The 26,371-nt window shown below is 57.2% G+C and carries 19 protein-coding genes; 12 read left to right on the plus strand and 7 right to left on the minus strand.

The window, feature by feature from the left end:
• Positions 1-267: 267 nt before the first annotated feature.
• The gene (locus ALP40_RS07715) at positions 268-1,170 is read right to left on the minus strand and encodes an HNH endonuclease (protein ID WP_259640689.1); all 903 of its coding nucleotides are present in this window, start codon (positions 1,168-1,170) and stop codon (positions 268-270) included.
• 394 nt (positions 1,171-1,564) lie between these two features.
• The gene (locus tag ALP40_RS07720) at positions 1,565-2,467 is read right to left on the minus strand and encodes a LysR family transcriptional regulator (protein ID WP_122207717.1); all 903 of its coding nucleotides are present in this window, start codon (positions 2,465-2,467) and stop codon (positions 1,565-1,567) included.
• 95 nt (positions 2,468-2,562) lie between these two features.
• On the opposite strand from ALP40_RS07720, the gene ALP40_RS07725 reads away from it, so the two are divergent.
• From ALP40_RS07725 to ALP40_RS07740, 4 genes are all read left to right on the plus strand, one after another.
• On the plus strand, positions 2,563-3,807 hold the full coding sequence (locus tag ALP40_RS07725; RefSeq protein ID WP_122207718.1) for an MFS transporter: 1,245 nt from the start codon (positions 2,563-2,565) through the stop codon (positions 3,805-3,807).
• A gap of 2 nt (positions 3,808-3,809) precedes the next feature.
• On the plus strand, positions 3,810-4,634 hold the full coding sequence (locus ALP40_RS07730) for a hypothetical protein (protein ID WP_122207719.1): 825 nt from the start codon (positions 3,810-3,812) through the stop codon (positions 4,632-4,634).
• Positions 4,635-4,915: 281 nt separating this feature from the next.
• Positions 4,916-6,148, plus strand: coding sequence for an aminotransferase class I/II-fold pyridoxal phosphate-dependent enzyme (locus ALP40_RS07735; protein WP_122207720.1), 1,233 nt, complete (start codon positions 4,916-4,918; stop codon positions 6,146-6,148).
• 114 nt (positions 6,149-6,262) lie between these two features.
• On the plus strand, positions 6,263-7,108 hold the full coding sequence (locus ALP40_RS07740; protein WP_122207721.1) for a hypothetical protein: 846 nt from the start codon (positions 6,263-6,265) through the stop codon (positions 7,106-7,108).
• A 25-nt stretch (positions 7,109-7,133) separates the two neighbouring features.
• On the opposite strand, the gene ALP40_RS07745 is transcribed toward ALP40_RS07740, so the two are convergent.
• The 3 genes from ALP40_RS07745 to ALP40_RS07755 form a co-directional block, all read right to left on the minus strand.
• Entirely contained in the window at positions 7,134-8,033 is a 900-nt protein-coding gene (locus tag ALP40_RS07745) for a DMT family transporter (RefSeq protein WP_122207722.1), read from the minus strand.
• Positions 8,023-8,997, minus strand: coding sequence for a guanitoxin biosynthesis L-arginine gamma (S) hydroxylase (gntB, locus tag ALP40_RS07750; RefSeq protein ID WP_122207723.1), 975 nt, complete (start codon positions 8,995-8,997; stop codon positions 8,023-8,025). The genes ALP40_RS07745 and gntB overlap by 11 nt, the downstream gene beginning before the upstream one ends.
• A 931-nt stretch (positions 8,998-9,928) precedes the next feature.
• Positions 9,929-10,606 (minus strand): GntR family transcriptional regulator, encoded by a 678-nt coding sequence (locus ALP40_RS07755; RefSeq protein WP_122207724.1) that lies wholly within the window; start codon positions 10,604-10,606, stop codon positions 9,929-9,931.
• Between the two features lie 298 nt (positions 10,607-10,904).
• On the opposite strand from ALP40_RS07755, the gene ALP40_RS07760 reads away from it, so the two are divergent.
• From ALP40_RS07760 to ALP40_RS07785, 6 genes are all read left to right on the plus strand, one after another.
• Positions 10,905-11,990, plus strand: coding sequence for a phosphotransferase (locus ALP40_RS07760; protein WP_122207725.1), 1,086 nt, complete (start codon positions 10,905-10,907; stop codon positions 11,988-11,990).
• 25 nt (positions 11,991-12,015) lie between these two features.
• Positions 12,016-13,371, plus strand: coding sequence for an aspartate aminotransferase family protein (locus ALP40_RS07765; RefSeq protein WP_122207726.1), 1,356 nt, complete (start codon positions 12,016-12,018; stop codon positions 13,369-13,371).
• 193 nt (positions 13,372-13,564) lie between these two features.
• Positions 13,565-14,233 carry a haloacid dehalogenase type II gene (locus ALP40_RS07770; RefSeq protein WP_122207727.1) on the plus strand — a complete coding sequence of 223 codons (669 nt, stop codon included), beginning with the start codon at positions 13,565-13,567 and terminating at the stop codon, positions 14,231-14,233.
• A 118-nt stretch (positions 14,234-14,351) separates the two neighbouring features.
• On the plus strand, positions 14,352-15,269 hold the full coding sequence (locus ALP40_RS07775) for a GNAT family N-acetyltransferase (RefSeq protein ID WP_122207728.1): 918 nt from the start codon (positions 14,352-14,354) through the stop codon (positions 15,267-15,269).
• Positions 15,270-15,339: 70 nt separating this feature from the next.
• Positions 15,340-16,617: an FAD-binding oxidoreductase gene (locus ALP40_RS07780; protein ID WP_122207729.1), complete on the plus strand. Its 1,278-nt coding sequence runs from the start codon at positions 15,340-15,342 to the stop codon at positions 16,615-16,617.
• A 129-nt stretch (positions 16,618-16,746) separates the two neighbouring features.
• Positions 16,747-18,384, plus strand: coding sequence for an ABC transporter substrate-binding protein (locus ALP40_RS07785; RefSeq protein ID WP_122207730.1), 1,638 nt, complete (start codon positions 16,747-16,749; stop codon positions 18,382-18,384).
• A gap of 295 nt (positions 18,385-18,679) precedes the next feature.
• Here ALP40_RS07785 and ALP40_RS07790 read toward each other — a convergent pair whose 3' ends face one another.
• Together ALP40_RS07790 and ALP40_RS07795 are read right to left on the minus strand one after the other, a co-directional pair.
• The gene (locus ALP40_RS07790; RefSeq protein ID WP_122207731.1) at positions 18,680-19,927 is read right to left on the minus strand and encodes a ribonucleotide-diphosphate reductase subunit beta; all 1,248 of its coding nucleotides are present in this window, start codon (positions 19,925-19,927) and stop codon (positions 18,680-18,682) included.
• A gap of 264 nt (positions 19,928-20,191) precedes the next feature.
• Complete coding sequence (locus ALP40_RS07795; RefSeq protein WP_122207732.1) at positions 20,192-23,104, minus strand: ribonucleoside-diphosphate reductase subunit alpha; 2,913 nt, start codon at positions 23,102-23,104, stop codon at positions 20,192-20,194.
• 688 nt (positions 23,105-23,792) lie between these two features.
• On the opposite strand from ALP40_RS07795, the gene ALP40_RS07800 reads away from it, so the two are divergent.
• Both ALP40_RS07800 and ALP40_RS07805 read left to right on the plus strand, forming a co-directional pair.
• Entirely contained in the window at positions 23,793-24,530 is a 738-nt protein-coding gene (locus ALP40_RS07800; RefSeq protein WP_122207733.1) for a response regulator transcription factor, read from the plus strand.
• Positions 24,531-24,536: 6 nt separating this feature from the next.
• Complete coding sequence (locus ALP40_RS07805) at positions 24,537-26,147, plus strand: ATP-binding protein (RefSeq protein ID WP_122207734.1); 1,611 nt, start codon at positions 24,537-24,539, stop codon at positions 26,145-26,147.
• Positions 26,148-26,371: the final 224 nt, after the last annotated feature.

Here is a 26,371-nt window from a genome sequence, read left to right on the forward strand (position 1 = left end):
GTATAAGAGACAGGTTGAGGGGGGCAGCAAGAAATGGTCTATGAATAACTCTGTCGCTTTAACACCCCATCGCCCGATCAGGCCTTTAAAGCTGGCCGTTACCAGATGTATTGGTCCGCTCCCGACATAGCAGTGATTTTAAGATGCGCAGCCAAGGCATGCAGGTATCAAAAGCCGCATTTATCGGAAGCGATCAGGCCGCTACTTTTGGATGCGTTTCTTAGGCGCTGGAGAAGCATAGAGTGGGGCTGCTGAGTAGGCAATCCGCTACTCGCAGACCAATTGCAGCGAAAGGAAATGTGATCGTAGCGCTTTTTTACTAGGCGCGTCGCACGGCAGATTGGGCAGTGAGATAGGGGTGTCTTCGAACTGTTGATATTCACTGGTCATGAGCTCTGCAGCTAACCTGACTCGAAATGTCTCCGGTTCAATCCATAGCAGACCGATGTCGAATAGGGTGTGAATATCTGTGCGCAGCAGTAAACCATTACTCGTTACATTCGTGCTCGTTCCCAGATAAGGCACGATATGCGCTGCCTCTAGCAACGATTCGATTTTACAACCCGTCACAGCACATTGACCTGAATAGGCGTTCAGCAGGTTTTTACGGAAGGTAGTTTGGCCTTGGCGACGAACAATGTTGGTAAATATTCGTCCCCGAGCGTCAACGATGTCGACAGGGTCAAACTCGCCCTGAAGATCCAATTTGGTTTTAATGTCAGTGATTGAATAGGGAAGGGTACTGGTTCTGTGTAATACAAATTTAGTGGGTGATGAGCCTTCTTTCGTTTTATAACTAAAACGTCCCTCGTAGCAGAACCCCGCCCCAGGATATTGATACTTTTTCTTACGGTAAAATACCAGCAGTTCTAAGTCTCGTTCGATATGTTCTTCAATCAGGTAGTCAGTGCCTCCCTTGAGTTGACCTTCCAGGTGAAGCACACTGTCGATCAAGGCATCTTCGTATTGTGTGCGATCTGCTGTTTTATGTTCAGTAACAAAGATCCATACGGAGTCGAAAGCAGCTGGTTTGAAAATACCGTTGTTAAGGCTTGAGGCTGTGATCTGGAAGCGATTTCGCAGGTCGTCGCGAGTATAAATGTCCCCTATTTTTAACTGGTCAGACGCGAAAGCTCCCGCGCGTTTTGCGATCGGTTTTTTGCTGAGCACTGCGTAGTCCTTTTCCATGCTTTCTGTAGGAAATGGATGATGCTATAGCCTTGCCAGCTATGACAATCTGTTTCATGTTGGGCATTGGGGGGGCGGTGACAAGAGATGATCTCGGTCTTGAACGCTAGCGGATTCAGAGCGTTGAGTCGGTGTCGCCTAACCTTCCTGCCGATATTCATCTTCAGAAAAGCTAAGTGCTTTCATCATTGTGATAGTGCTGTGCGTATCTGACTGATAACGCTATTAGAGTTAGGGGATGCGACATAGGTGCGCAGCGTCATGTGAGCGCTGTGCTGGCGCTATGGCCGCTCACGTGTCCATTGCAGACCAGTGCCTCTAAGCGGCAGCACTTTGGTAGACCTGTCAGCGCTCACAACCTGACATAACGACTAGCTCACACCCCCCGCCCCAAAACCTCACCCACCACCCCCATAAACGCCTCCACCAACAACGACCGTCCCTGCGTCCGGGTCAGCATCAGCAAATGCACGCACGCTTCCGGCTCGTTCAACGGCCGATAGACAACGCCCTTTTTAGCCAGCGTCCGGGTGCATTCCGGCACCAGTGCGACGCCCTGGCCGGCGGCGACGAGGGCGATGATTGAGGTGATCTGGCGTCCGGAGGGGCCTGGGTGGACGGGCAGGTCGTGCTGGCGATAAAGGTGGCGGATGGATTCGTTGAGACCGGAGCCGTAGTCCGCCGGGAATAGAATGAGGGGGTAGGTGGCAAGCTGGGGAAGCGTCACGTCTTCCTGGCTGGCCAGCGGGTTGTCGCAGGCGAGGGCGGCTACCAAGGGTTCTTCCATCAGTGACAACACCTGCACGTCGGTCTGTTCACGTTCGGGCTGCAAGCGGCTGAGGCCGACATCGACGCGGCCGTCCACGACTTTCGAGTACAGGCTGCTGGAGGCGCTTTCCACCAGGGTCAGTTGCACTTCAGGGTAACGTTGGGCGAAGGCCTGGATGGTCTGGCTGAACAGGTCTGACAGCGCAATCGAGCTGGCGTAACCCAATACCAATTGGCCGGCTTCGCCCGCCGCAAGTTTGCTGGCGATGACTTCTGTCAGGCTGGCCTGATCCAGCACTGCGCGGGCGTACGGCAGAAAATGACGGCCTTGCGGGGTCAGCGTCACGGTGCGGCTGGTGCGGTCGAACAGGCGAAACCCCAGTTCGGCTTCCAGCGCCGAGATCTGTCGGGTCAACGGGGGCTGTGCAAGGTGCAGGCGCAATGCCGCGCGGCCGAAGTGCAGTTCTTCAGCAACCGTCAGAAAATAACGTAACTTGCGTAAGTCGAGCATCCTGTTCCTTGGGTATCGATCGGTCGTAATTCGGTATTGGTGTTCGCAAGGCTGCTCATTCTATAAAGACCCGTCAGGATAAAACGAGAGGTCTCATGGATTCGCGCAAGCAGCATGCTCGCGTCGCGCTTTTTTTGTGTGGTTGTGCGGCCTTTCTTAATCTTTATTCGACCCAGAGCATTCTTCAGGAACTGGCCCTTAGTTTCCAGGTGAGCGCCAGGCAAGCCGGTTGGAGTATCACCGTCACGACCCTGGCGGTTGCCATGACCGCGCCCTTTGTCAGCCGACTGACATTTCGCTTCGAGCAACGCTCAGTGATTGTCGTCGCGGCGATGATGCTGACGATACCGGCACTCTTTGCTGCTCAGGCTGGCAGTTTTGCCGAGTTGCTGATCTGGCGCTTCCTTGAGGGCATGTTGATACCTGTGGTCTTCGCGACCAGTGTGGCTTATATCGGTGATCGCTGGAAAGGCGGGGCCGTGACCGAGATCACCAGTTTGTATGTGGCCGGCACGGTGCTGGGCGGTTTTGCCGGGCGTTTCGTGTCAGGAACCATGACCCAATACGTGGGCTGGCGCGAGGCCTTTGAGTTGCTGGCCGTGGTGGGGTTGGTGGTGGGGCTGGCCATTCAGCTCCTGATGCCCAACGAGCCGGTGGCGGCGCGTAAGGCATCCCCCGTTCGCTTGGGCAGCTATCGCGAGCTGTGCCGCAAACCGTTGCTGGCCGCCTACGGTGTCGGTTTTTGTGTGCTGTTTTCCCAAGTGGCGATGTTCACCTACGCCGGTCTGTATCTCGGTCAGGCACCGTTCAACCTGGGGGCCGCCGCGCTGGGTGCCATTTATGCGGTGTTCCTGCTGGCGTTGGTGGTGATCCCGATTGCCGGACGTCTGAGCAAGTCCAGGCCGCAGTCGGAGCTCTTGACCGCAGCGGCGCTTCTCGGCGTGTCCGGTTCGGTCCTGACGCTGATGCCGTCGTTATGGCTGATCGTGCTGGGCCTGGCATTGAGTTCGACGGGGGTTTTTCTCGCTCAGGCGTCTGCCAACGCGTTTATTGCGGCAACCGCTGGCCCCCACAAATCCGGCGCGGTCGGGCTGTACCTGACGGCGTATTACCTGGGCGGCAGTTTTGGCGCGGTGGTGCCGGCGGTGGTCTGGAGTCACTGGGGTTGGCAAGGGTGCGTGGCGCTGATCATGGGGTCGCAACTGCTCTCGTTACTGATTGGTTTGGGTGGCTGGAAGCCCGTCCAGCCTGATCAGCCTCGGTTGGCCGCCGCACCGGCAAAGGCCAAGTCGATTCATTTGCCCGATTCGTCATCTGAAAATAACGGTTACAGGAGGTGATCATGAGTAACGTAGTGGCGCAGCAAAGTCAGCTGTTGAAAATCATCGAGCCTGTATTGAACGACATGCCCGCCAGTGCACTCAAGCATGCCTTGTTCGAGGCGTTCTGGGAGCAGGAAGAGTCGTTGACGGCAATCGAGGATGCCTTTACGCAGCTTACGTCGCGTCACCATTCGCCCGTGGTGCTGCGCAAGTTCTTTGCGAGCTGGTCGAAGACCAATAACTCGGCAGCCAGCGTGTCCGGTTTGGCCAACCGCCTGACGTTGCTGGCGCGCGCGGAGCAGGACGACAAGGTTGCCCGGCAGCTCTACAACGCCTGCGGCAGCCTGCAACGCATTACCGATGAGGATTTGGGTGCGTTGGGCAACATCCAGCACGCAGACCTGTTCTACAACATGGCAACGCCGTTGTGCGGCGATGATCAGTGGTTGTTGAGAGAGAATTGCCTGCCCTCGGCGCAGCTGTTCAAAGACTGGACCGACACGCGCCGCCTGCGCGACCGCGACTTGATGCAAGGCTTGCTGACGACGCTGGTGCATGAGGTGTATACCCACGGCGAAGTGGAGTTGTTGCACCCGCTTTACTCTCGATGGTTCGTGCGCGATATGGGCATCCCCGATTCCCGCGTCCGCTCCACAATCGCATGGGTCACGGTACACACCGGCGGCACTGAAAGTAATCACTTTGCGCATGCCGTTGCGGCGATCACCGCGTTTGTCGAAGCGACGCAGATCGAGATCGATCCTGCGGCGGCGCGGGGTATTTTCTCCGAGTACTTGCGTCGCAAGTCCAACGTCATGAAGGACTGTGCGCGGCTGATGCACTGAGCCGCCAAGGGCGTTCGGCAGCCTGGAAGCAGGCAAGTGCGCCGTCGCGGTCATGTCATTGGCTGCGATGGTGCCGCTGGCAGTGCATTAAGCATGTAACCCCGGTTTCGCTTTCAGTATCAATAACGACAGAAAGAGTATTGGCCCGCCCGGTAACGTGTCATCAAACTATGAAGCGGGCCAAGTGTTCATACGGTCGCTCTATTAGATTCGTCGTTGCCGGGTTTCACTGACTTACGGTGTTCCTGTTTGGTTGCTTGGATCGTTCGGCTGGTATAAGCATGAATAACAACGCGCCCGCTGCAATTCAACTATCGCTCGCCTGCCGTGTACGTGGATGGGGTGCTCTTGGCACGTCCGATATCCGCAATAAAGTTTCTGCGCTGAAAGAAAGTGGCGTCGACGTTATCAACTTTGCTGATGGCGAATTATCGTTCGACGCCAGCGAGGCGATGAAAACGGGTGCTGTCGATGCCATTCGGCGGGCGCACAACCGTTATACCTCGCCCATCGGTATGCCTGCAGTGCGCGAGGCGCTGGCGAAGGACGTCAGTCAGCGTTGTGGTGTGTCGTTTGTGGCCAGTGAAGTGGCGGTGACTGCCGGCGCCAGGCAAGCGCTTTTCAACGCGGCGATGGTGTTACTCAACCCTGGCGATGAGGTCGTTGTCCCCGCGCCTTATGGAGAAACCTTTCCTGCACAGATTCTGCTGGCTGGCGCCGTGCCTGTTTATGTCGACACCCGAGCCGACGACTATCGTCTGACGTGCAAAGCCGTCGAGCAGGCGATTTCCCCGCGAACCCGGATGATCGTGATCAACACGCCCAACAACCCTACGGGCACGGTGTATCAGCGCGAGCAGTTGCTGCTCATTGCAAGGCTTGCCTACGATCACAAGCTCTGGGTGGTGTTCGACGAGTCCTACCGCAAGCTGATCCGCCAGCCCCATGAACACCACAACATCGTGTCACTGTTCCCGGCCTTGAAGGAACAGACGCTGCTGGTGGATTCGTTTTCCAAAAGCCATTCCGTTGCCGGCTGGCGGGTGGGCTACGTCTGCGCTCCCGCCAACGTGGTTGCCGCCATGCACAACCTGCAGGGCCATACCACCTCCAACCCCAGCACCCTTTCCCAGTATGCCGTGCTAAATACGCTGAACAGTGACTCCACAAACTTCACTCGCGAAGTGAATACGTTTCTCGATCAACAGTTGCAAGCCGCGTTCATCTGCCTGAGTTATGTCAATGGCATAACCTGCGCGCCGGCAGAGGGCGCGTTTTATCTGTTTATCAATGTCGAGCGGCAGTTGGGTGGCCGGTATCTGGGCGTGGTCATTCGCGACGTCGACCATTTGACTGAACTGTTATTGACCGAGGCGCACATCGCTGTTGTTTCAGGCTCGGGGTGTGGCGCGCCGGGGTGTATCAGAATTTGCTATGCCGTAGGGCGTGAAGCGCTCATTCAAGGACTGACGCGTCTGGGGCAGTTCATGTCTGAAGTGATGCAGGATAAATAATGTTTTCGGATGAGCCTTGGCAAGGCTCGGCAAGTAAGGCGGGTTATACCGACTAACAACTGGTCATTGCGTCTATGCAACACCCTGGTTTCTCTAGTTGATAAGGAAGCGGTCATGGAACCACTCACGCGGCATTTCATTTCCTACGTCGATCATGCATTGACCGATGTCGAGGACAGGCATCTGGTCTATGCGCTGCTGAGTGGCTTTCATGCTCATACAGACAAGCTTGATGCCTATTGCGAGACGTATGAGGAGATGACGTCCAATCAATGGACCCAGTCCTCACTCTGCACGTTCTTTTGTGGCTGGAGAAGTCCAGACAGTGCTGCGCACGCGGTTTCCAGCATTATCGTGCGCATTCTTCAGGAATCCCGATCGCTGAGTGACGACGCCAAGTTGCAGATGCTGGCCGCCGCCCGGCATTGCGGGGAAATCATCGTCGAAGACGTCGGGCTTGGCGAAATGCAGGGGCATCCTCACCATTCCAAACTGTATTACCGCATGGCCTCTGCCATCTGCGGCTCCGATGATTGGCGTCTTCAGGACCGCTTTCTCGATCCGGCCTTTAATGAGTTTTCCAGTTGGGTGGGGCAGGCCCGGCCCTTGGCACCCAACCTCATCGAAGCGTTGGAAATGATGGTCATGACGGAGTTGTTCAGCACAGGCGAATACAACCTCATGACCCCGATGTGGAAGCAGTGGCTCCGAGAGGTTCGCGGTTACCCTGCGGGCGATGCCAATCAGGTTGTCGCGTTCTTGAGCGCTCACTGCGCAAGCGCCGAGGTCATGCATTTCAAGCACGCAGCAGAAGCGTTGAAACTTTATGCCCGCGCCACTGAGCAGCCTCTCAATTATCGGCGCATCGAACGCCTTTCACGGGAATACGTGCCCAGGGCCTGCGAGCATTTGGGCAAGATGGCATCGGTGCTGAAAAGCGAAGTGCCCGCGTGGGATTAAACGCGAGCACACCTCTGTTAAAACCTCAATCACTCACCCGTATCGACGCTTTGTGGCCCAGGCGGATCAATTCGTTGGAGAAGCACAGGCCAACGATGATCAGGGCCGCTCCCAGGTAGAGGCTTTCACGCGGAACTTCATGAAGGGCTACGAACGCCAGCAGTGCTGCGAATAGCGGCTCGGTCAGTTCAAGCGCTTGCACTTGAGAGGGTTTGAGGTATTCGATGGCTTTGGTGGTGCAGAAAAAGCCGAGGATGGTCGGCAGTGCCGCCAGCGCCAGCAGTGCAGCGATAGTCATTGAGGACAGTTCGCCTATAACGAATCCGTCGGCAGCAGCGGGCATCAGCAGGTACAAGCTACCAAAGAACAACAGTTGCCGAGTGAAGTGCAGTCCTCCTGAGACACCCATTTTTTTCATGGCAACTGAAAATGCTCCGTAGCCGCAGCCTGCGATAGAGGCGAGCGCTGCGCCTTCCAGGGTGAATCCCTGTTGTAAGTCAGCGCCGAAGATCACTGCGATCCCGGAGATGGCAAGTGCTGCCCCCACGGTAGCGTTTGCAGTAATGGCGTCTTTCAGGAACAGGCGTCCCAGAATAATCGACGAGATTGAAGCGCTGGCCATCAGTACCACGACCACACCCGCAGCGGCGTAATGTCTATAGGCCGAAGTTTCGAAGTGGAACAGCACGAAAATACCAAGGAACGCGCAGATCGCGGCCTGGCCCCATTTGGCCGCTGATGTCGGGCGTTTCAGGAAAAGCAGTACGACCGAGAGCAGGATGCATCCCAGAATGGTTTTGACCACTGCAACGCTGCTCGAGGTAAAACCGTTGCTCATGAGTATTTTGCTGAGCACGCCAATCGTTGCGTTAAGGGCTGCGGCGGAAAGCGCAAATAGGACGCCTTTGCTGAAATTAGATTGCATTGATGACGTTCCCTGTCGCTGGTTTGTCGTTTGATAAGATGCTCGCCCACATTGACGGGGCGAAGTTGGAGGATGTGAAGATCCCGCCAAAGCCTGCATTCACTGCGGCATAAGCTGGATCGCTCAGCAGTATTCGGTGCGCCTTCTTGAGTTTCCAGTGCGGGATGGCAGGAAAGAGATGGTGAATCAAATGGAAATTCTCTCCATGCATGGCCGTGAAAAAGTGCTCGATAGGATGGCTGAAGCGGTTGCGGGTGGCATGCAGGTCAACGTTCGCCTTGGCGATCATCGGGTAATGTTCGGCGAGTTCTATAAACCAGGTCAAGGCCTGGAAAGTGGTCAAGTACGGCAGCAACCAGTAAAGCAGATAGCCCTTAATGCCAAACATGAGCGTCAGAAGCAGTGCGAGCAGGCTTTGGCACACCAGTACTGAAAGCAGTTCGCGCTTGCTGGGGCTGCGAATCAGCCGATTCACCAGCAGATATTTCAGGCTCCCCGGTGCGCTGATGAACAGCATCGGTTTTATCAGATGCTCAAAGGCGAACCTGAACGTGGAGCGTGCTTCGAATACGCCGGATTGCCGATAATACTGGTAGTCGGGGTCGCGATCCGGGTCGCCGAGCTTATGGTGATGATCCAGAGTATGGGAACGTTTGTAGCTGGCCCAACCCTGGAAAATCAAATAGCCGGAACACCAGGTGCCCAGAAAATTTTCCAGTCGTCTACTGCGGCACAGTGCCCCGTGCGCTGCTTCGTGAAGCAGTGTGGCAAGGGCCCGCTGTCGTGAGCCGATCAGCAGGATCATCAGTGGCAACAGCCAGGGCGTGGCCTCGGCCAGATAGATCGCAAGACTGATCCAGAACAGGTTCTGTAACAGCGCTAAAGGCCCGTGATAGTTGTCATACCTGTACAACGCTTTGATCTGTTCCTTGATCTCTTTCGAGAATCGGTGTCTGGCTAACATCGACAATCCTGTTGATAACCTGAAGCGTGGCAGTGCGCATTACATGCGAAAAGTCTCGCATGAATACAGAGGTGGGTAAGTGTGTGAGACATGAAGAGTCTCTTCGTTTCTTGAAAAAGTCGGGCTCTGATGGCTTATTAGTTATAAATGACGAGGACCTATTCGACTTGACGCTGTCGGATTCGCACCGTGGGCATCGGCGCTCGAACGCAGGCTGCGCAATGACAGGCGCCTAGTTCGCATCTCTTTCAAGCAGAATACCGATTGCCGCGAGCGCAGAGGCGCTGAGAGAGGGCTCTCGTCGTTTGGCCAGTCAAGACCTTTTTGATACCTGTCTACTTAAATCCTTTTATTGAAGCTTCATCCTGAAAAAACGAGGCAAGGTAGTTGGAAGGGTTAAAGCAGTCGAGTGAAAGTCAACTTCATCAACAGTGACCTCTGTACTGATGCGTCGACAGGCTCAGCATGATGCCGTGTGCCCTGATCGTTATCTAACTCGATTAGAAAACGTGCCCAAGGTTACGCGTATCGATATTCGAACGCAACTTGAACGCCATTATCCTGTTCATGACTAGGCGTCACTGCCTCCACACATAAAGGCTAGCCTTGGAAAAAAAACAGGTGCGTACTTGCTATCCATTCGTGAGCGAAACATGAGGCCCCGAAACGCGGCTCGTGTGAGTAATCACACTGCCTTCGATGCCATCAGAGCGTTCAGCGTTCAAGTAGACGTCGCACCGCATGTTAATGAATAGATCGACGCCAGCCTGCCAGCCCATCTTTTGCGACGTCGACCCTTGCGATTCCCGTGGCATTCAATCGATTTTCAGGGTCGCCAGGCCGTTTCATGCTGCGGCAAGGGGGGCAGGATTTAGTCCCGGCTTAACGCAGTGCCAGTCTGATACCCGGTCACGCGGGTTTCTAACCACGGTTATCGCCTGCTCTCGAAGTTCGCTCGTAACAGCTTCGTACTCAGGTCGTCCCAGTGCTCGACGAAAGCCGCACGAGCTGTCTCGAAATCCCGACTTCGCAAACACTCTATCAAGTGCTCATGGTCAGCGACGATATCCTTGGGGTCTTCATAGCAGGGTTGCTGGAGCACCAGCAGAAGTTCGATCTCACTTTCCAGCATGGCGTAGCTTCGCTGTAATCGCGGGCTGCCGCTGGCACGGATAATTGCCCGGTGAAAATCTCCATCGGCAACCACAACATCTGAACGCGGTGCATCCGCTGGGGTCTGGCGCAGTTTTTCTACTGCCCTGAGTGCATCAGGTGGAATGACGCCGCTCAAAATAATCATGCGCACCGCTTCGGTTTCCAGCACCCCTCGCAACCTGGCGATATCCACGATTTCGTTCGGCCCGAACTCGGGTATGCAAAAGCCGCGATGTGGCACTTTCAGCAACAGGCCGAATGAAACAAGCAATTGGGCCGCGCTGCGGAACGTGTTGCGGGCCACTTCGTACTCCTCTGCCATTTTAACGTCCCGCAGAAATTCACCTGGCTCGAAATCACCGTTCAGGATCCTGGCTTTGAGCTTGGCAGCCAGCGCCTCTACCGCCGATAGGTTGGCGGCGGGGGCTTCAATGTGCGTGCTAAGGAAATTCATTTTATACAAGACCAGGGTGGAGGCTCGGCTGAGGGCGATTCTAATACGTGGTGAGGATGTTGCACCAGTGAGGCTATGGGTGATTCAGGTAATTGTTCAACAAAAAATGGTAGTTCAAAAATAATAGTATTTTAATTTTATCGTTTAAATACAGTCAGTTGAGGATCTATTTTGTCGCTTTAAAGCCTGTTTTTCGACCCCGTTTTCAATTTCACTTGTTTAAATTTTAAAAGTTGTAGCACAATCTTGGCTGTAAAAGGCCTGATACACACGGCCTTCCAAGGCTTGGAGTTCTGCGATGCGAAAGACGCGTAAAGGTGTGGATAAGGACGGCCTTACGGCACTGCAGGGCGATCTGGCGGCCCCTTTTACCCCGATTTCATTAGAGGAGGGCGGACGAATTCTGCTGGATCGGTTTGGAGTCAAAGCCGATCTGACGCGTTTCTCTACGGAAAAAGACGACACCTTTCGATGTGACAGTGCTGACGGAAAATCCTGCGTTCTTAAAATCTCCAACCCCCAGGAGGTGCCGGTTGAGCTTTCGTTGCAAATCGAAGTCATGCGTCACATTGGGCATACGGCCCCTGAGCTTCCGGTCCCCAGGGTGTATCAGTCGCTGGAGAGCGAGTACCTGACGCGCATTACGACGGCCAATGGCGATGTCAGGCACGTGAGGCTGATGAGTTTTCTTCCGGGTATGCCTTTGGATAAAACCAGTGCGAATGCTGAAGTTCGCGAGCACATCGGAGAAATGCTTGCACGCCTCAGGTTGGCCACCGCCGGTTTTTCCCACCCGGGCGAGTCTCGAAAAGTGTGCTGGGATGTTCAGCACTTGAGCACGCTTGAACCCTTGATGAGTTATGTGCCCGAGCTCGCGCTTCGACAGTTGCTGGAGAAGGCACTCAATCGATTTCTGGACATTGAGGGCTTGATTGCCGGTTGTCGAAAACAGGTGCTGCATAACGACTTCAATACCTCAAACATCGTTGTCGATCCGCACAACCCGACGTCCGTCAGCGGCATTATCGACTTCGGTGACACCGTTAAAACGGCCATCGCCATTGATGTATCCACCGCCATGATGAACCAGTTGGGCGTGGTGGGTGCAGGCAACGACGTCGATATTTTCGCCCCGGCAAACGATGTTCTGAGGGGGTATTTGCGTGTCGCCGATCTGACTGCCGAAGAGCTCTCCCTTATCCCGCATCTGGCGATGGCGCGTCTGATCGCCAGGGCCTTGCTAACCACCTGGAGGTCGCAGCTTTTTCCGCAAAACAGTGCCTACATCCTCAGAAATGCGGCTCCAGGTCTGGCTCAGCTTGACTGGATACTTAGCCGTTCACCGTCACACATGTCAGAGCTTCTGATGCCCTTCTCCGATTGATTCATCCTTGTGAGCGAGGATTCAAATGAGTAATTCAAAAATCGAGGCTGTCCGCGGTGATATGCCTAATGGCTTCAACCCTGCCCATACTCAGCACCTGGATGTTGCGGCGCGTGAGCATATACAGCGACGCACCAACCTTCTGGGTCCCGGCTATCGGTTGTTCTACAACGAGCCTGTTGGCGTGGTCCGGGCAGAGGGTGCCTACCTGTACGACAAGGACGGTAACGAGTACCTGGATGCCTACAATAATGTGGTGTCAGTCGGGCATTGCCATCCGCGCGTTGTGGCCGCGATAACCCAGCAAATGACGACCTTGTGCAGCCACACCCGGTACATGCAGGAAGGGATCCTGGATTATGCCGAGCAACTGCGCGCTACCGCAGACGGTGAGATGGCGGCCGACGGCCAGATGATGTTTACCTGCAGCGGTTCGGAAGCCAACGATCTGGCAATCCGCATTGCGCGCCACCATACCGGGAATACCGGCGTCATCGTCACTGCTGAGGCCTATCACGGCAACTCGGCCACTGTGGCCGCTTTCTCACCGTCGCTTGGGGCCAATGCCAAACTCGATCCCTATGTGCGTCGCGTGCCCGCACCGGATTCTTACCGTATCCCGCGTGAAGCCTTGGGCCGCTATATGGCCGATCAGGTTTCTGCACAGATTCAGGATATTCAGCGTCATGGCGGCGGGGTAGCTGCATTCATTGCCGACTGCCTGTTTTCGTCCGATGGCCTGTTCTGTGATCCGGTGGACATATTCGGGCCGGTTGCCGATGTGGTGCGCAAGGCCGGTGGCTTGTTTATTGCCGATGAGGTTCAGTCGGGATTTGGCCGCAGCGGCACGCATTTTTGGGGCCATCAACGTCACGGTGTGGCTGCGGACATCATCACTATGGGCAAGCCAATGGGTAACGGCTACCCCGTTGCCGGGTTAATGGTGCGCCCGCATGTGGTTGCGAGTTTTGGGCGCGACATGCGTTATTTCAACACCTTTGGTGGTAACAGCGTCGCCATCGCCGCCGCCCAGGCAACCCTCGACGTCATCCAGCAAGGGCAGCTCATGCTTAATGCCAGTCGCATTGGGGGACTGATCCTGGCAGGTCTCAGAGACCTGGCCACACGGTATGAGCAAATTGGCGATGTGCGAGGTACAGGCATGTACTTCGCTGTCGAGTTGGTCACAGATCGAGCTAGCAAAACCCCGGACATGAAAACCGCACTTCGGCTGGTTAACCATTTGCGTGAAAACCGTGTGCTCATTTCCGCCACAGGACCGGACGCAAGCATCCTGAAAATTCGCCCACCCTTGATATGGTCTGAAAGGGAGGTAGGGCGGCTGCTTGACGCCCTCGAGAGCGCTTTCAACGCGTTGTAAAAAGTACACGTCGGCTGCGTCGGTAAAGTCTGCCGGAGCAGGCTAGCCAAACGATATTTTGTGCCGCTTAAACGTGATTTCCAATCGGTTTACATGGCGTCATGGCGTTCTAATAAATCCATGACAAGCCTGTGTGTGTACCGAGTAAATGCTTGACCCGTTGCGACCTCACTACTCATTCAGGACGGCATTCATGAGCTTTCTTCGCCCCCAGTACATCACCTTCGACTGCTACGGCACGTTGACCAATTTCAAAACAGCCGCGTTGACGCGCGAGTTTTTTGCCGATCGCGTTCCGGCCGAGCGGATGGATCAGTTCATCAAGGACTTCGCTGCCCATCGACTGGACCAGGTGATGGGCGACTGGCGGCCTTATGACGAGATTCTCAAGACGGCCCTGGCACACACGTGCAAGCGGTGGGGGATTGAATATCGGGAAGAAGGCCAGCTGTACTACGATGCGGTACCGACATGGGGCCCGCACGCTGACGTACCCGCCGGACTTTCAAAAATTGCCGGCAAGATCCCCTTGGTGATTTTTTCCAACGCAATGGACGAGCAGATCATGCACAACGTCGACAAGCTCGGCGCGCCCTTCCATAGAGTCTTTACCGCCCAGCAGGCGCAAGCCTACAAGCCACGCCTGGCCGCATTCGAATTCATGCTCGATAACCTGGGTTGTGGCCCGGAGGATGTGTTGCATGTGTCCTCAAGTTTTCGTTATGACCTGATGTCTGCCCATGACATGAAGATCAAACATAAGGCATTCGTTGCCCGTGGCCATGAACAGCCGGCGAATGCCGCTTTTGGCTATCACCAGATCCCGGATATCGGAGGTCTGGCCGGGTTGGTTGGGCTCTAGTCCCTTGATGCGCCTGTGAAGGAAAGCGGTCACGCCAGGTCCGCTTTCAATCGTCCGCCTGAGGCAAGGTTGCGGCGTTCTGAACGTACACACCGCTTGACTCAAAGGAATCTTTCTTATGTTGAAGCACGCCGATCAGAACGCCCCATCCGAGCCCCGGCACTGCGCATCCGCGGACCCGGCGGTGCCTCAGCTGATGCCATTGCGTGCTGACCATTTACCGCAGGCGGCCGGTCTTTCATCTGCATTGGCGTGGCCATACCGTGAGCTTGACTGGCGCTTTGCCTTCGAACTCGGCGCCGGTCTCGCGGTGGAGGTAGAAGGCCAATTGGTCGGCACTGCATTGTGGTGGCCGCAAGGCGAGAGCCATGCCACGGTTGGGATGATCATTGTTTCCTCAACCCTGCAGGGCAAGGGCATCGGGCGCGCGTTGATGGACAGTCTGCTGCAGCACACTGGCGAGCGAACCCTGATGCTCAATTCCACTCAAGAGGGCCTGGCGCTTTACACGCGCCTGGGGTTCGTCGCCCACGGGCGGATTCATCAGCATCAGGCACTGCTGGAGCACACGTCTCATTTTGTCGCTCAAGGGGCGCCTGTCAGGTTCATGCAGATTGAGGATCAGCAGTCGGTACGGCAACTGGACAGGGCTGCCACCGGCAGGGATCGCAGCGCACTGTTAAATCACTTGTTTGAAATCGGCAGCATCCTTGTCGTCGATCACGGTGACGGCGTGTCGGCTTACGGTTGTGTGCGCGAATGGGGCCGCGGTGTGGTCATCGGTCCGGTAGTCGCCAGCGGGCCAGAGGCGGTGCCGGATGCCAAAGCGCTTATCGCTGCACTCGCTGAGGCTCATCGAGGCCGCTTCATTCGCATCGACGTGACCGAAGACAGTGGCTTGTCACCCTGGTTGAGCGAGAGCGGCTTGCCCTGCGTGGGGCATGCGACCCCTATGGTGCGCACCACGCACGCTCCGCCGGGTTCTGCTGAAACGGATGCGCGTTTGCTTGCCCTGTCCAACCAGTCGATCGGCTGACCCCAGGCGACCGCTGCAAAGCCTGCATGGCGCGAATGGTTCGCTTACCCCTCGGATGATGGAATTGCGTATGAAAATGATGCCCTACTGGCTGGATACCGCTCCCAGGTTTGCAGCAGGTGAATGTGACGCACCCAGTGGCGAGGTTGACGTGGCGATCGTTGGCGCCGGGTTTACCGGCCTGTCCGCCGCCATCGCGCTGGCCAAAAAGGGTGCAAAGGTTGCGGTGTTCGAGGCTGGGCTGGTTGGCAACGCAGCCTCCGGACGCAATGGCGGTATGTGTAACAACGGTTTTGCACAGGATTACCATGCATTATCAACCGCTATCGGGCGCGAGCGGGCGAACCTGCTGTATCGCGCCTTTGACGCCGGCGTCAGTAAGGTGGAGTCACTGATCGCAGAGGAGGGCATCGACTGCAGCTTCAAGCGCGTCGGCAAGCTCAAACTGGCGGCAAAGCCTGAACACTTCGACAAACTGGCCCGTTCCCAGGCGCTCATGGAAAAAGAATGCGATCCGGATACCTCGATGTTGACTCGCGAGCAGTTGAGCGGTGAAGTCGATTCAGACCGTTATTTTGGTGGCCTGCTCTTCGGTAAAAGTGCCGGTATGCACGTGGGCCGCTATGGTCAGGGACTTGCGGAGGCGGCCGTCCGGCGTGGCGTGCGTATTTACGAGCATGCGCCGGTGCTTGGCCTGTTCCGTCAGACAGGCACCGTGCATCACGTAAAGACATCACGCGGCGGAGTGCGTGCCAAGCAGGTGCTGCTGGCGACCGGCACGTCCTCGGTGGGACCTCTGGCCTGGTTTCGCCGACGCATTGTGCCCGTGGGCGCCTTCATCATTGTCACCGAGCCCTTGTCCGTCGAATTACTCGACCGCCTCGTGCCAAACAGGCGCATGTACACCGATACGAAAAACTTCGTTAACTACTTTCGGATCACTCCCGATAATCGTCTGTTGTTCGGGGGCCGTGCGCGCTTTGCTACGTCCAACCCTGCATCCGACATGAAAAGTGGCGTCATCCTGCAAAAAGCGCTGATCGATATCTTCCCTGAACTAAGCGGTACGCGCATCGATTACTGCTGGGGAGGCATGGTGGACATGACTCGCGACCGGCTGCCCCGTGCCGGTGAGCACGACGGGCTGTTCTACTCAATGGGCTACAGCGGCCACGGCACCCATATGGCGACCTACATGGGCACGATCATGGCTGAAGTGCTTGATGGCCGCGCTGACCTCAATCCGTGGCGGGACTTCACGTGGCCTGCAATCCCCGGGCATTTCGGCAACCCGTGGTTTCTGCCGTTAGTGGGAGCCTATTACCGGTTTCAGGACTTGGTGCGTTAAGCCGCGCCCCAAATTTTTCCACGCTGCACGCCAGTTACATTGATGTTGGCATTACCGTCGTTCGCGTTTGAAGGACGTTCCGCTCAATCGGGACGCTCTATTTCCTCATTTTCGACAGGTACAACTGAAATGACCGATACCGAAATCGACTCCCAGCTAATCAGCGGCCAAGAAAGCATGCGCGTCTTCGAAAGCCTGAATCGTGATATCTCTCGGCGTCGAACGTTGCAGATGTTGGGGGTCGCCGGTGTCGCAGCCGCTGGGAGCAGTAGTTTGTTCGGCGCTGCCGGGAAGCTGTTCGCCGATGACGCCACCGCACCTGGTAAAGGCAAACCGGGCGGGCGGATCCGCGTCGCCGGCATGAACAGCTCCACCGCCGACACGCTGGATCCCGCCAAGGGCTCCGGCGCTACCGATTACACGCGGCAATTCATGTTCTATAACGGGCTGACGCGTTTCGACAGTCATATGGTGCCGCAGCTGGAGTTGGCTGAGCGCTTTGAGACGACCGATGCCACGCTTTGGGTGATCACTCTGCGAAAAGAGGTGACTTTCCACAACGGCAAGTCCCTGACGGCGGCCGACGTCGTGTTTTCGTTGTTACGGCACAAAGACCCACTCTCCGGCTCCAAAGTCCTGCCTCTGGCAGAGCAGTTCAGCGAGATCAAGGCGGTCGGCCAGAACGAAGTGCAGATCCGCCTCAGTGGCCCGAACGCCGAGCTGATGTCGATTCTCGCGGTGTCGCATTTTCTGATCGTGCCTGAAGGCACCACCGACTTTAATCTGGGGATTGGCACGGGACCGTTCAAGGTCAAGGAATTCAAGCCCGGCGTGCGCTCGATTGCCGTGCGCAATACCCACTATTGGAAACCGGGCTTGCCTTATCTTGATGAAATCGAATTCGTCGGCATCGCCGACGAACCTTCAAGGATCAACGCGTTGCTCTCGGGCGATGTGCATATCACCATCGAAGTCGACCCGCGCTCCACCTCACGTATCACTGCCAGCAACACGCACAGGGTCGTTTCATCACCCTCGGGCAACTACACCAACCTGATCATCCGGCAGGATCAAATGCCGGGTCAAAATCCGGAATTTACCTTGGCGATGAAATACCTGCTGGACCGTGAGCAGATCGTATCCGCCGTGTTCAGGGGGTTCGCCGTGGTCGGCAACGATCACCCTATTTCGCCCGGCGCGCGTTACTTCAATGCCGCGCTGCCGCAGCGAGCCTACGACCCGGAAAAAGGCAAATTTCTACTGAAGAAGGCCGGCATGGAGAGCATCAGCATGCCGCTGTTCGCGTCGCCGGCTGCGACCGGTTCCGTGGAAATTGCGTTGCTTTTGCAACAGTCGGCGAAACAGGCCGGGCTCAAGCTCGATGTCAACCGGATGCCAAGCGATGGTTACTGGAGCAATCATTGGACCAAGCACCCGCTGACGTTCGGCAACATTAACCCACGGCCGAACGCCGACGTGATGTTTTCGCAGTTCTTTAAATCGAATGCCCCCTGGAACGAATCCGCCTGGAAGAATGAGCAGTTCGACCAATTGCTGCTCCTTGCCCGAGCTGAAACCGATGACGCCAAGCGCGGCACAATGTACGCGGACATGCAGACACTGGTGCACGATCATTGTGGGATTGGCGTACCGGTGTTCATCAGCAACATTGACGGAGTCGATCAGCGCATCAAGGGCTATGGCGCCAATCCGCTGGGCGGTTTCATGGGGTATATGTTCGCCGAGCAAGTCTGGATGGAGGCTTGAGCAAAGGGCTGAAACTCATGCCCGCTCGAATAACGATGCCGGTGCGGCGTTGGTTTGGAACCTGGCGGTTTCCTGTACCCACTTCTCTCTGACGAGAGTGCAGTCCTTCGCCATCAGAGGCCTGTAGCCAGTGGGTGCAACGCAGCCCGGAGTCGGCGCTGCGTTGTGGCTATTTCTGTTGATCCTTGTTGCAACCCTGAAGCCTGAAAGAATCAGGCTTTGCCAAATCCGAAGTTAAAGTGCCCAGCCATCGTGATGACGTGACAGTACTTTGTGACCTGTGAGGGTTGGCTATTTAGTCCCAGCTCAACGCACCGCCAGTCTGATACTCGATCACGCGGGTTTCGAAGAAGTTCTTCTCTTTCTTCAAGTCCATGATCTCGCTCATCCACGGGAACGGGTTGGTGGTGCCTGGGTACTCTTCCTTCAAACCGATCTGGCTCAGGCGACGGTTGGCGATGAATTTGAGGTAGTCCTCCATCATGGCCGCGTTCATGCCCAGCACGCCGCGTGGCATGGTGTCACGGGCGTATTCGATTTCCAGCTGAGTGCCTTGCAGGATCATCTGCGTGGCTTCTTCTTTCATTTCGGCATCCCACAGATGCGGGTTTTCGATCTTGATCTGGTTGATCACGTCGATGCCGAAGTTCAGGTGCATGGATTCGTCGCGCAGGATGTACTGGAACTGCTCGGCAACGCCGGTCATCTTGTTGCGACGCCCCATCGACAGGATCTGGGTGAAGCCGCAGTAGAAGAAGATGCCTTCCAGAACGCAGTAGTAAGCGATCAGGTTGCGCAGCAGTTCTTTGTCGGTCTCGACGGTGCCGGTTTCGAACTTCGGATCGGAGATCGAACGGGTGTACTTCAGGCCCCAGGCTGCTTTCTTCGCGACCGATGGAATCTCGTGGTACATGTTGAAGATTTCGCCTTCATCCATCGCCAGCGATTCGATGCAGTACTGGTAAGCGTGGGTGTGGATCGCCTCTTCGAACGCCTGGCGCAGGATGTACTGGCGGCATTCCGGGTTGGTGATCAGGCGGTACACGGCCAGTACGAGGTTGTTGGCAACCAGCGAGTCGGCGGTGGAGAAGAAGCCCAGGTTGCGCATGACGATGCGGCGTTCGTCGTCGGTCAGGCCTTCCGGGTTTTTCCAGAGGGCGATGTCGGCAGTCATGTTGACTTCTTGCGGCATCCAGTGGTTTGCGCAACCGTCCAGGTACTTCTGCCAGGCCCAATCGTATTTGAACGGCACGAGCTGGTTCAGGTCGGCGCGGCAGTTGATCATCATTTTTTCGTCAACGGCAACGCGAGCGCTGGCGCCTTCGAGTTCAGCCAGGCCTTCGGCAACGTCCAGTGCATCCAGCGCTTTCTTGGCGCGGATCAGGGCAGCGGAGTCGTTGGCGGTGACTGCACGGGCTTCTTGAGCCGCAGCGCCACCGGCCGTGTCGAGGCGGTCCATGTTGGCTTCGTTGGCGTGACCGGCATTGGCGGCTTTGGCAACTACTTCGCCGTCTTCTTTATCGAATTCGTCCCAGCTCAGCATGGTGAAATCTCCTGCTTGAGGGTCAGTCGGTGGGGCTGACCTGTTGGATCTAAAGGGTATGTTGGTTGCGTGTGTGTTTCGCGCAAGGAACATGAATGTATTAGCCCGGTTGTGGTGGCTTGGGCTTCGGGCCTCTTCGCGGACAAGTCCGCTCCCACGGTGCTGCGTTTGGTCTTGGGAATGAGGCCTGGGTTTCGGGCCTCTTCGCGAGCAAGCTCGCTCACACAGGTGAGGTTTCATCTGTGAGAGCGGGCTGAGTTTGCCTTACTGGCAAGCCTCGCAATCCGGCTCGTCAATGGCGCACGCCTTTGGAACCGGTGCTGGACCTGCCGGTGCTGCTTCGGTCGGGCGTGGGGCGGTGATGGCCGAGTCGTCCGGGCCGTGGCCGCCGCTCGATACGGCGTTGAGCTTGCCGGTGTTGACGGTCGATTTCTCGGTGCTGGTCGCAGCCAGGGCGCGGAGGTAGTAAGTGGTTTTCAGACCACGGTACCAGGCCATGCGGTAGGTCACGTCCAGCTTCTTGCCCGATGCGCCAGCGATGTACAGGTTCAGCGACTGAGCCTGGTCGATCCACTTCTGACGACGACTTGCCGCGTCGACGATCCACTTGGTGTCCACTTCAAAGGCCGTCGCGTAAAGCTCTTTGAGCTCTTGCGGGATGCGCTCGATCTGTTGCACCGAACCGTCGTAGTACTTCAGGTCGTTGATCATGACCGAGTCCCACAGATCGCGAGCCTTGAGGTCGCGGACCAGGTACGGGTTGATCACGGTGAATTCGCCCGACAGGTTCGATTTCACATACAGGTTCTGGTAGGTCGGTTCGATCGACTGCGACACGCCGGTGATGTTGGCGATGGTGGCGGTCGGTGCGATGGCCATGATGTTCGAGTTACGGATACCTTTCTGCACACGGGCACGTACCGGCGCCCAGTCCAGGGTTTCCTTCAGGTCGACGTCGATGTACTTCTCGCCACGCTGCTCGATCAGGATCTGTTGCGAATCCAGCGGCAGGATGCCTTTGGACCACAGCGAACCCTGGAACGTCTCGTAAGCGCCGCGCTCGTCAGCCAGGTCGCAGGACGCCTGGATGGCGTAGTAGCTGACCGCTTCCATCGAGCTGTCAGCGAACTGCACGGCAGCATCGGAACCATACGGAATGTGCTGCAGGTACAGCGCGTCCTGGAAGCCCATGATGCCCAGGCCGACCGGACGATGGCGCAGGTTGGAGTTCTTGGCCTGCGGCACCGAGTAGTAGTTGATGTCAATCACGTTATCGAGCATGCGAACGGCGACGTCGACAGTGCGCTTGAGCTTGTCGGTGTCCAGTTTGCCGTTGACGATGTGATTCGGCAGGTTGATCGAGCCCAGGTTGCAGACTGCGATCTCGTCCTTGTTGGTGTTCAGGGTGATCTCGGTGCACAGGTTCGAGCTGTGAACCACGCCCACGTGCTGCTGCGGGCTGCGCAGGTTGCACGGGTCTTTGAACGTCAGCCAAGGGTGACCGGTTTCGAACAGCATCGAGAGCATCTTGCGCCACAGATCCTTGGCCTGGATGGTCTTGAACAGCTTGATCTTGCCTGGGTATTCGGTCAGCGCTTCGTAGTACTCGTAACGCTCCTGGAAGGCTTTGCCGGTCAGGTCGTGCAGGTCCGGTACTTCGGATGGCGAGAACAGGGTCCACGGGCCGTCATCGAAGACGCGCTTCATGAACAGGTCAGGGATCCAGTTGGCGGTGTTCATGTCGTGGGTACGACGGCGGTCATCACCGGTGTTCTTGCGCAGCTCGATGAACTCTTCGATGTCCATGTGCCAGGTTTCCAGGTAGGCACAGACAGCGCCTTTGCGCTTGCCGCCCTGGTTGACCGCAACAGCGGTGTCGTTGACCACTTTCAGGAACGGCACGACGCCTTGGGATTTACCGTTGGTGCCCTTGATGTAGGAGCCCAGCGCACGAACCGGCGTCCAGTCGTTGCCCAGACCGCCTGCGAATTTGGACAGCATGGCGTTGTCGTGGATCGCGTGGTAGATGCCCGACAGGTCATCCGGCACGGTGGTCAGGTAGCAGCTGGACAGCTGTGGACGCAGGGTGCCGGCGTTGAACAGTGTCGGGGTCGACGACATGTAGTCGAAGGACGACAACAGGTTGTAGAACTCGATGGCGCGGTCTTCACGGGCTTTCTCTTCGATGGCAAGGCCCATCGCTACGCGCATGAAGAAGATCTGCGGCAGTTCGAAACGCACGCCATCCTTGTGGATGAAGTAACGGTCGTACAGTGTCTGCAGGCCCAGGTAGGTGAACTGCTGATCGCGCTCGTGGTTGATCGCCTTGCCCAGCTTCTCGAGGTCGAATTCGGCCAGCACAGGGTTGAGCAGCTCGTACTTGATACCGGCAGCGACATAGGCAGGCAGCGCCTTGGCGTACAGGTCGGCCATCTCGTGGTGCGTGGCGCTTTCGGCCACTTGCAGGAAGCTCAGGCCTTCGGCACGCAGGGTGTCCATCAGCAGGCGGGCGGTCACGAACGAGTAGTTCGGCTCGCGCTCGACCAGCGTACGGGCCGTCATCACCAGTGCGGTGTTGACGTCTTTCAGCGCAACGCCGTCGTACAGGTTCTTCAGGGTTTCGTTCTGGATCAGGTCGGCGTCGACTTCAGCCAGACCTTCGCACGCTTCGGTGACGATGGTGTTCAGACGGCCCATGTCGAGCGGCGCAAAGCTGCCGTCGGCACGGGTGATGCGGATCGAAGGGTGAGCCTGAACGTCGTCTTCCGGTGCGCGAACGGCACGCTCTTTGGCGCGCGAGTCGCGGTAGATCACGTAGTCGCGGGCCACTTTCTGCTCGCCGGCACGCATCAGGGCCAGTTCGACCTGGTCCTGGATTTCTTCGATGTGGATGGTGCCGCCCGAAGGCATGCGACGTTTGAACGTGGCGGTGACCTGTTCGGTCAGGCGGGCAACGGTGTCGTGGATGCGCGACGAGGCGGCAGCAGCGCCGCCCTCAACTGCAAGAAACGCCTTGGTGATGGCGACGGTGATCTTGTCATCGGTGTAGGCGACGACAGTGCCGTTACGCTTGATCACGCGCAGTTGACCAGGGGCGGTTGCGGACAGGTCCTGTTGGGCCTGGCCTGACAACGGCGCAGTGGTCGGCGAGTTCTCGCGAGTTGTGTCTGTTTGCATGGGTGTCTCCACGTTCTTTAAGTTTGTTCGGGCATGGCTGCCCACCTTTCCGTTTTGCGACAGTGAGCCGCCAAGCGGGCGACTCAACGACTCCAAAACGGAGGTGGAGGCGGGTTTCACCGCTTCCGGGTTTTGAAGTCAAAAAGGGACTGGGTCATGTGCCCAATCCCTTGAAAATCTGCTGAAGCATGCGTGTTCTATGTTGCAAGACGTGTACCGGGTCGCCTGGGTGTGAGCGCGAGCGGTTTGGTTACCGAATACGTCTTAAAGTTCAACCCCACAAACGCAAGAAAAGTGCTTGAATTTCTCGTTTGAGTTGTGCTGGAGCTTTTGCAGAAAACCCTACATGTAGGGTGTCGCTGCAGCTCGGGCTACAAGATAATGCGTTTTGGACATCAATTGCAACGTACGACCTGTGGATAAAGTTGTGTGTAGTTTGTGTATGAAACGCCCACATCGCGTGTAGGCCGCATGGCTGCTGCGTCGGACCGTTTGTCACCGGGTTTTACAGATGTCATAAGGCCGCAATGGATTTTTGCGGGCGCGAACCCTATCACAAAAAAAGTCGTCCGCAAGGGTGGGCTGGCATGTCGTGTGCTTTGCTGCGCGGTTGCTACAATCGCCAGACTCGCCCATCGGGTTGTAACGCCTGAATCCGCGATTCAATAACAACAAAAGGAAGCCGTTTGTGGAGCGACACACCTGGCAGGTGCTCATCGTCGAAGACGATCAGCGATTGGCGGAACTGACCTGCGACTACCTGCAGAACAACGGCTTGAACGTCAGCATCGAAGGCAACGGCGCGCTGGCGGCAGCGCGCATCATTAAGGAGCAGCCGGACCTGGTGATCCTTGATCTGATGCTGCCCGGCGAAGACGGTTTCAGCATTTGCCGCACGGTGCGTGAGCGCTACGACGGGCCGATCCTGATGCTCACTGCGCGCACCGACGATACCGATCACGTTCAGGGGCTGGACACCGGTGCTGACGATTTCGTCTGCAAGCCGGTGCATCCACGCGTTCTGTTGGCGCGCATTCATGCCTTGCTGCGCCGTAGTGAAGCGCCCCAGGTGCCTGCTGCCGAGCTGCGCAGGCTGGTGTTCGGGCCGCTGGTGGTGGACAACGCACTGCGCGAGGCCTGGCTGCGTGAACAGAGCATCGAGCTGACCGGTGCCGAGTTCGATCTGCTGTGGCTGCTGGTCGCCAACGCCGGGCGCACGCTGTCCCGTGAAGAAATCTTCACCGCGTTGCGCGGCGTGGGGTATGACGGGCAGGACCGCTCCATCGATGTACGCATCTCGCGTATTCGCCCCAAGATTGGCGACGACCCCATCCACCCGCGTCTGATCAAGACCGTGCGCAGCAAAGGCTACCTGTTCGTGCCTGAAGCCGCGCAGGACATGAGCGGCCACGTATTCAGCGGCTGACCCCTCATGAATTCGATCTTTTTACGTATCTATGGCGGCATGTTGGGGGTGCTGGTGCTGGTGGCGCTGCTCGGCATGCTGGCGCTGCACGTGCTCAATCAGGCGCGTGGCGAACAGTACCGTGAGCGTTTGGCCCACGGCACGTTCACGGTGATGGCCGATAACCTGATCGCCCTCAACGACGTCGAGCGTCGCCGTGCGCTGGCGGTCTGGGAGCGCTTGCTGGGTATTCCGCTGAGTCTGCAGCGTGTCGAGCAGGCGCAATTGGACAGCAGCGCACGCAGTCGCCTGGCGCGTGGGCAGGTGGTGGTCGAACAACTCGGCCCGCATGCGGCCAAGGTCTATCGACAGTTGAGCGATAAGGAACCGCTGCTGTTGACCGGTGAGGTGCAGCAGATCACCGAGCAACTGGCGCGGGCGACGATATACCTGTTGATCGATGAACTGGTGCGTTTTCCGGTCGATGAGCAACCGGCGCGTTTGCAGGCGTTGCGGGTCGATAAGGGTTTCGGTTTCGATATGCACCTGCTGGCGCTGGACCAGGCCGATCTGGATGACGATCAGCGTCGTCGCATCTATGAAGGCGACACGGTCATGGCGCTGGGCAAAGGCGGCGACTCGATTCGCGTGCTGGCCGGGATCGTCGACACCAACTGGGTGCTGGAAATCGGCCCGCTGTATCAGATGAATCCGTATCCGTTGCAATGGCTGGTGTTGATTGCCCTGCTGGGACTGTGTTTCATCGGGCTGGTGGTGTATTTGCTGGTGCGGCGTCTAGAACGTCGAGTGCTGGCGCTGGAAGCGGCAGCCACGTTGATTGCCCAGGGCAGCCTGCAAACCCGCGTGCCGACCGAGGGATCTGATTCGGTGGGGCGACTGGCGGCGGCGTTCAACAGCATGGCCGAGCATTTGCAACGCTCGCTGATGATCCAGCGCGAACTGGTGCGGGCGGTGTCCCACGAATTGCGCACGCCGGTGGCGCGACTGCGGTTCGGTCTGGAAATGGTCAGTGACGCAACGACTGCCGAGGCGCGCCTCAAGTACATGCGTGGCATGGACAGCGACATTCAGGATCTGGACAAGTTGGTGGATGAGATGCTGACCTACGCACGTCTGGAGCAGGGCGCACCGACCCTGAATTTCCAGCGCATCGACCTGGATGCTCTGATCGATCAGGTCATCGCCGAGTTGGCGCCGTTGCGCGCGGGTGTTCGGGTGGCGCGAGGGGAATGCATGACCGCTGCCGAGGGCGAAAGCGCGTGGGTGGAGGCTGAACCGCGCTATCTGCACCGGGCACTGCAGAATCTGGTCAGCAACGCGATGCGCCATGCCGAAACGCAGGTGTACATCAGCTATCGATTGAGCGCGCAGCGTTGCCGCATCGACGTGGACGACGACGGCCCCGGCGTGCCGGAAGACGCATGGGAGCAGATATTCACGCCCTTCATGCGCATCGACGACAGCCGCACCCGCGCCTCGGGCGGTCATGGGCTGGGTCTGTCGATCGTACGGCGCATTATCAACTGGCACGAAGGGCGCGCACTGATCGGACGCAGTGGCAGCCTGGGTGGGGCCTGTTTCAGCCTGTCCTGGCCACGCACGCAGCCGCCAAGGTGAAGGGAGACAGTCATCCGTCGAAGAAGCGCTTTTATAAGGCAGCCTCACCCTGTCTTCGACGCAGCGCTGTCGCTCTGCAAACTTCGTGGGAGCGGACTTGTCCGCGAATGCTGTATTTCAGCCGATAAATATTCGTCGGATATACAGGTCTTTTCGCGGACAAGTCCGCTCCCACGGTCCGGTGTTTGCTGCGCGACAGCGCTGCGTCGAAGACAGGGTGGGGC

The sequence above is a fragment of the Pseudomonas viridiflava genome, from assembly GCF_003702045.1.
GTDB classification, from domain to species: domain Bacteria; phylum Pseudomonadota; class Gammaproteobacteria; order Pseudomonadales; family Pseudomonadaceae; genus Aquipseudomonas; species Aquipseudomonas viridiflava_C.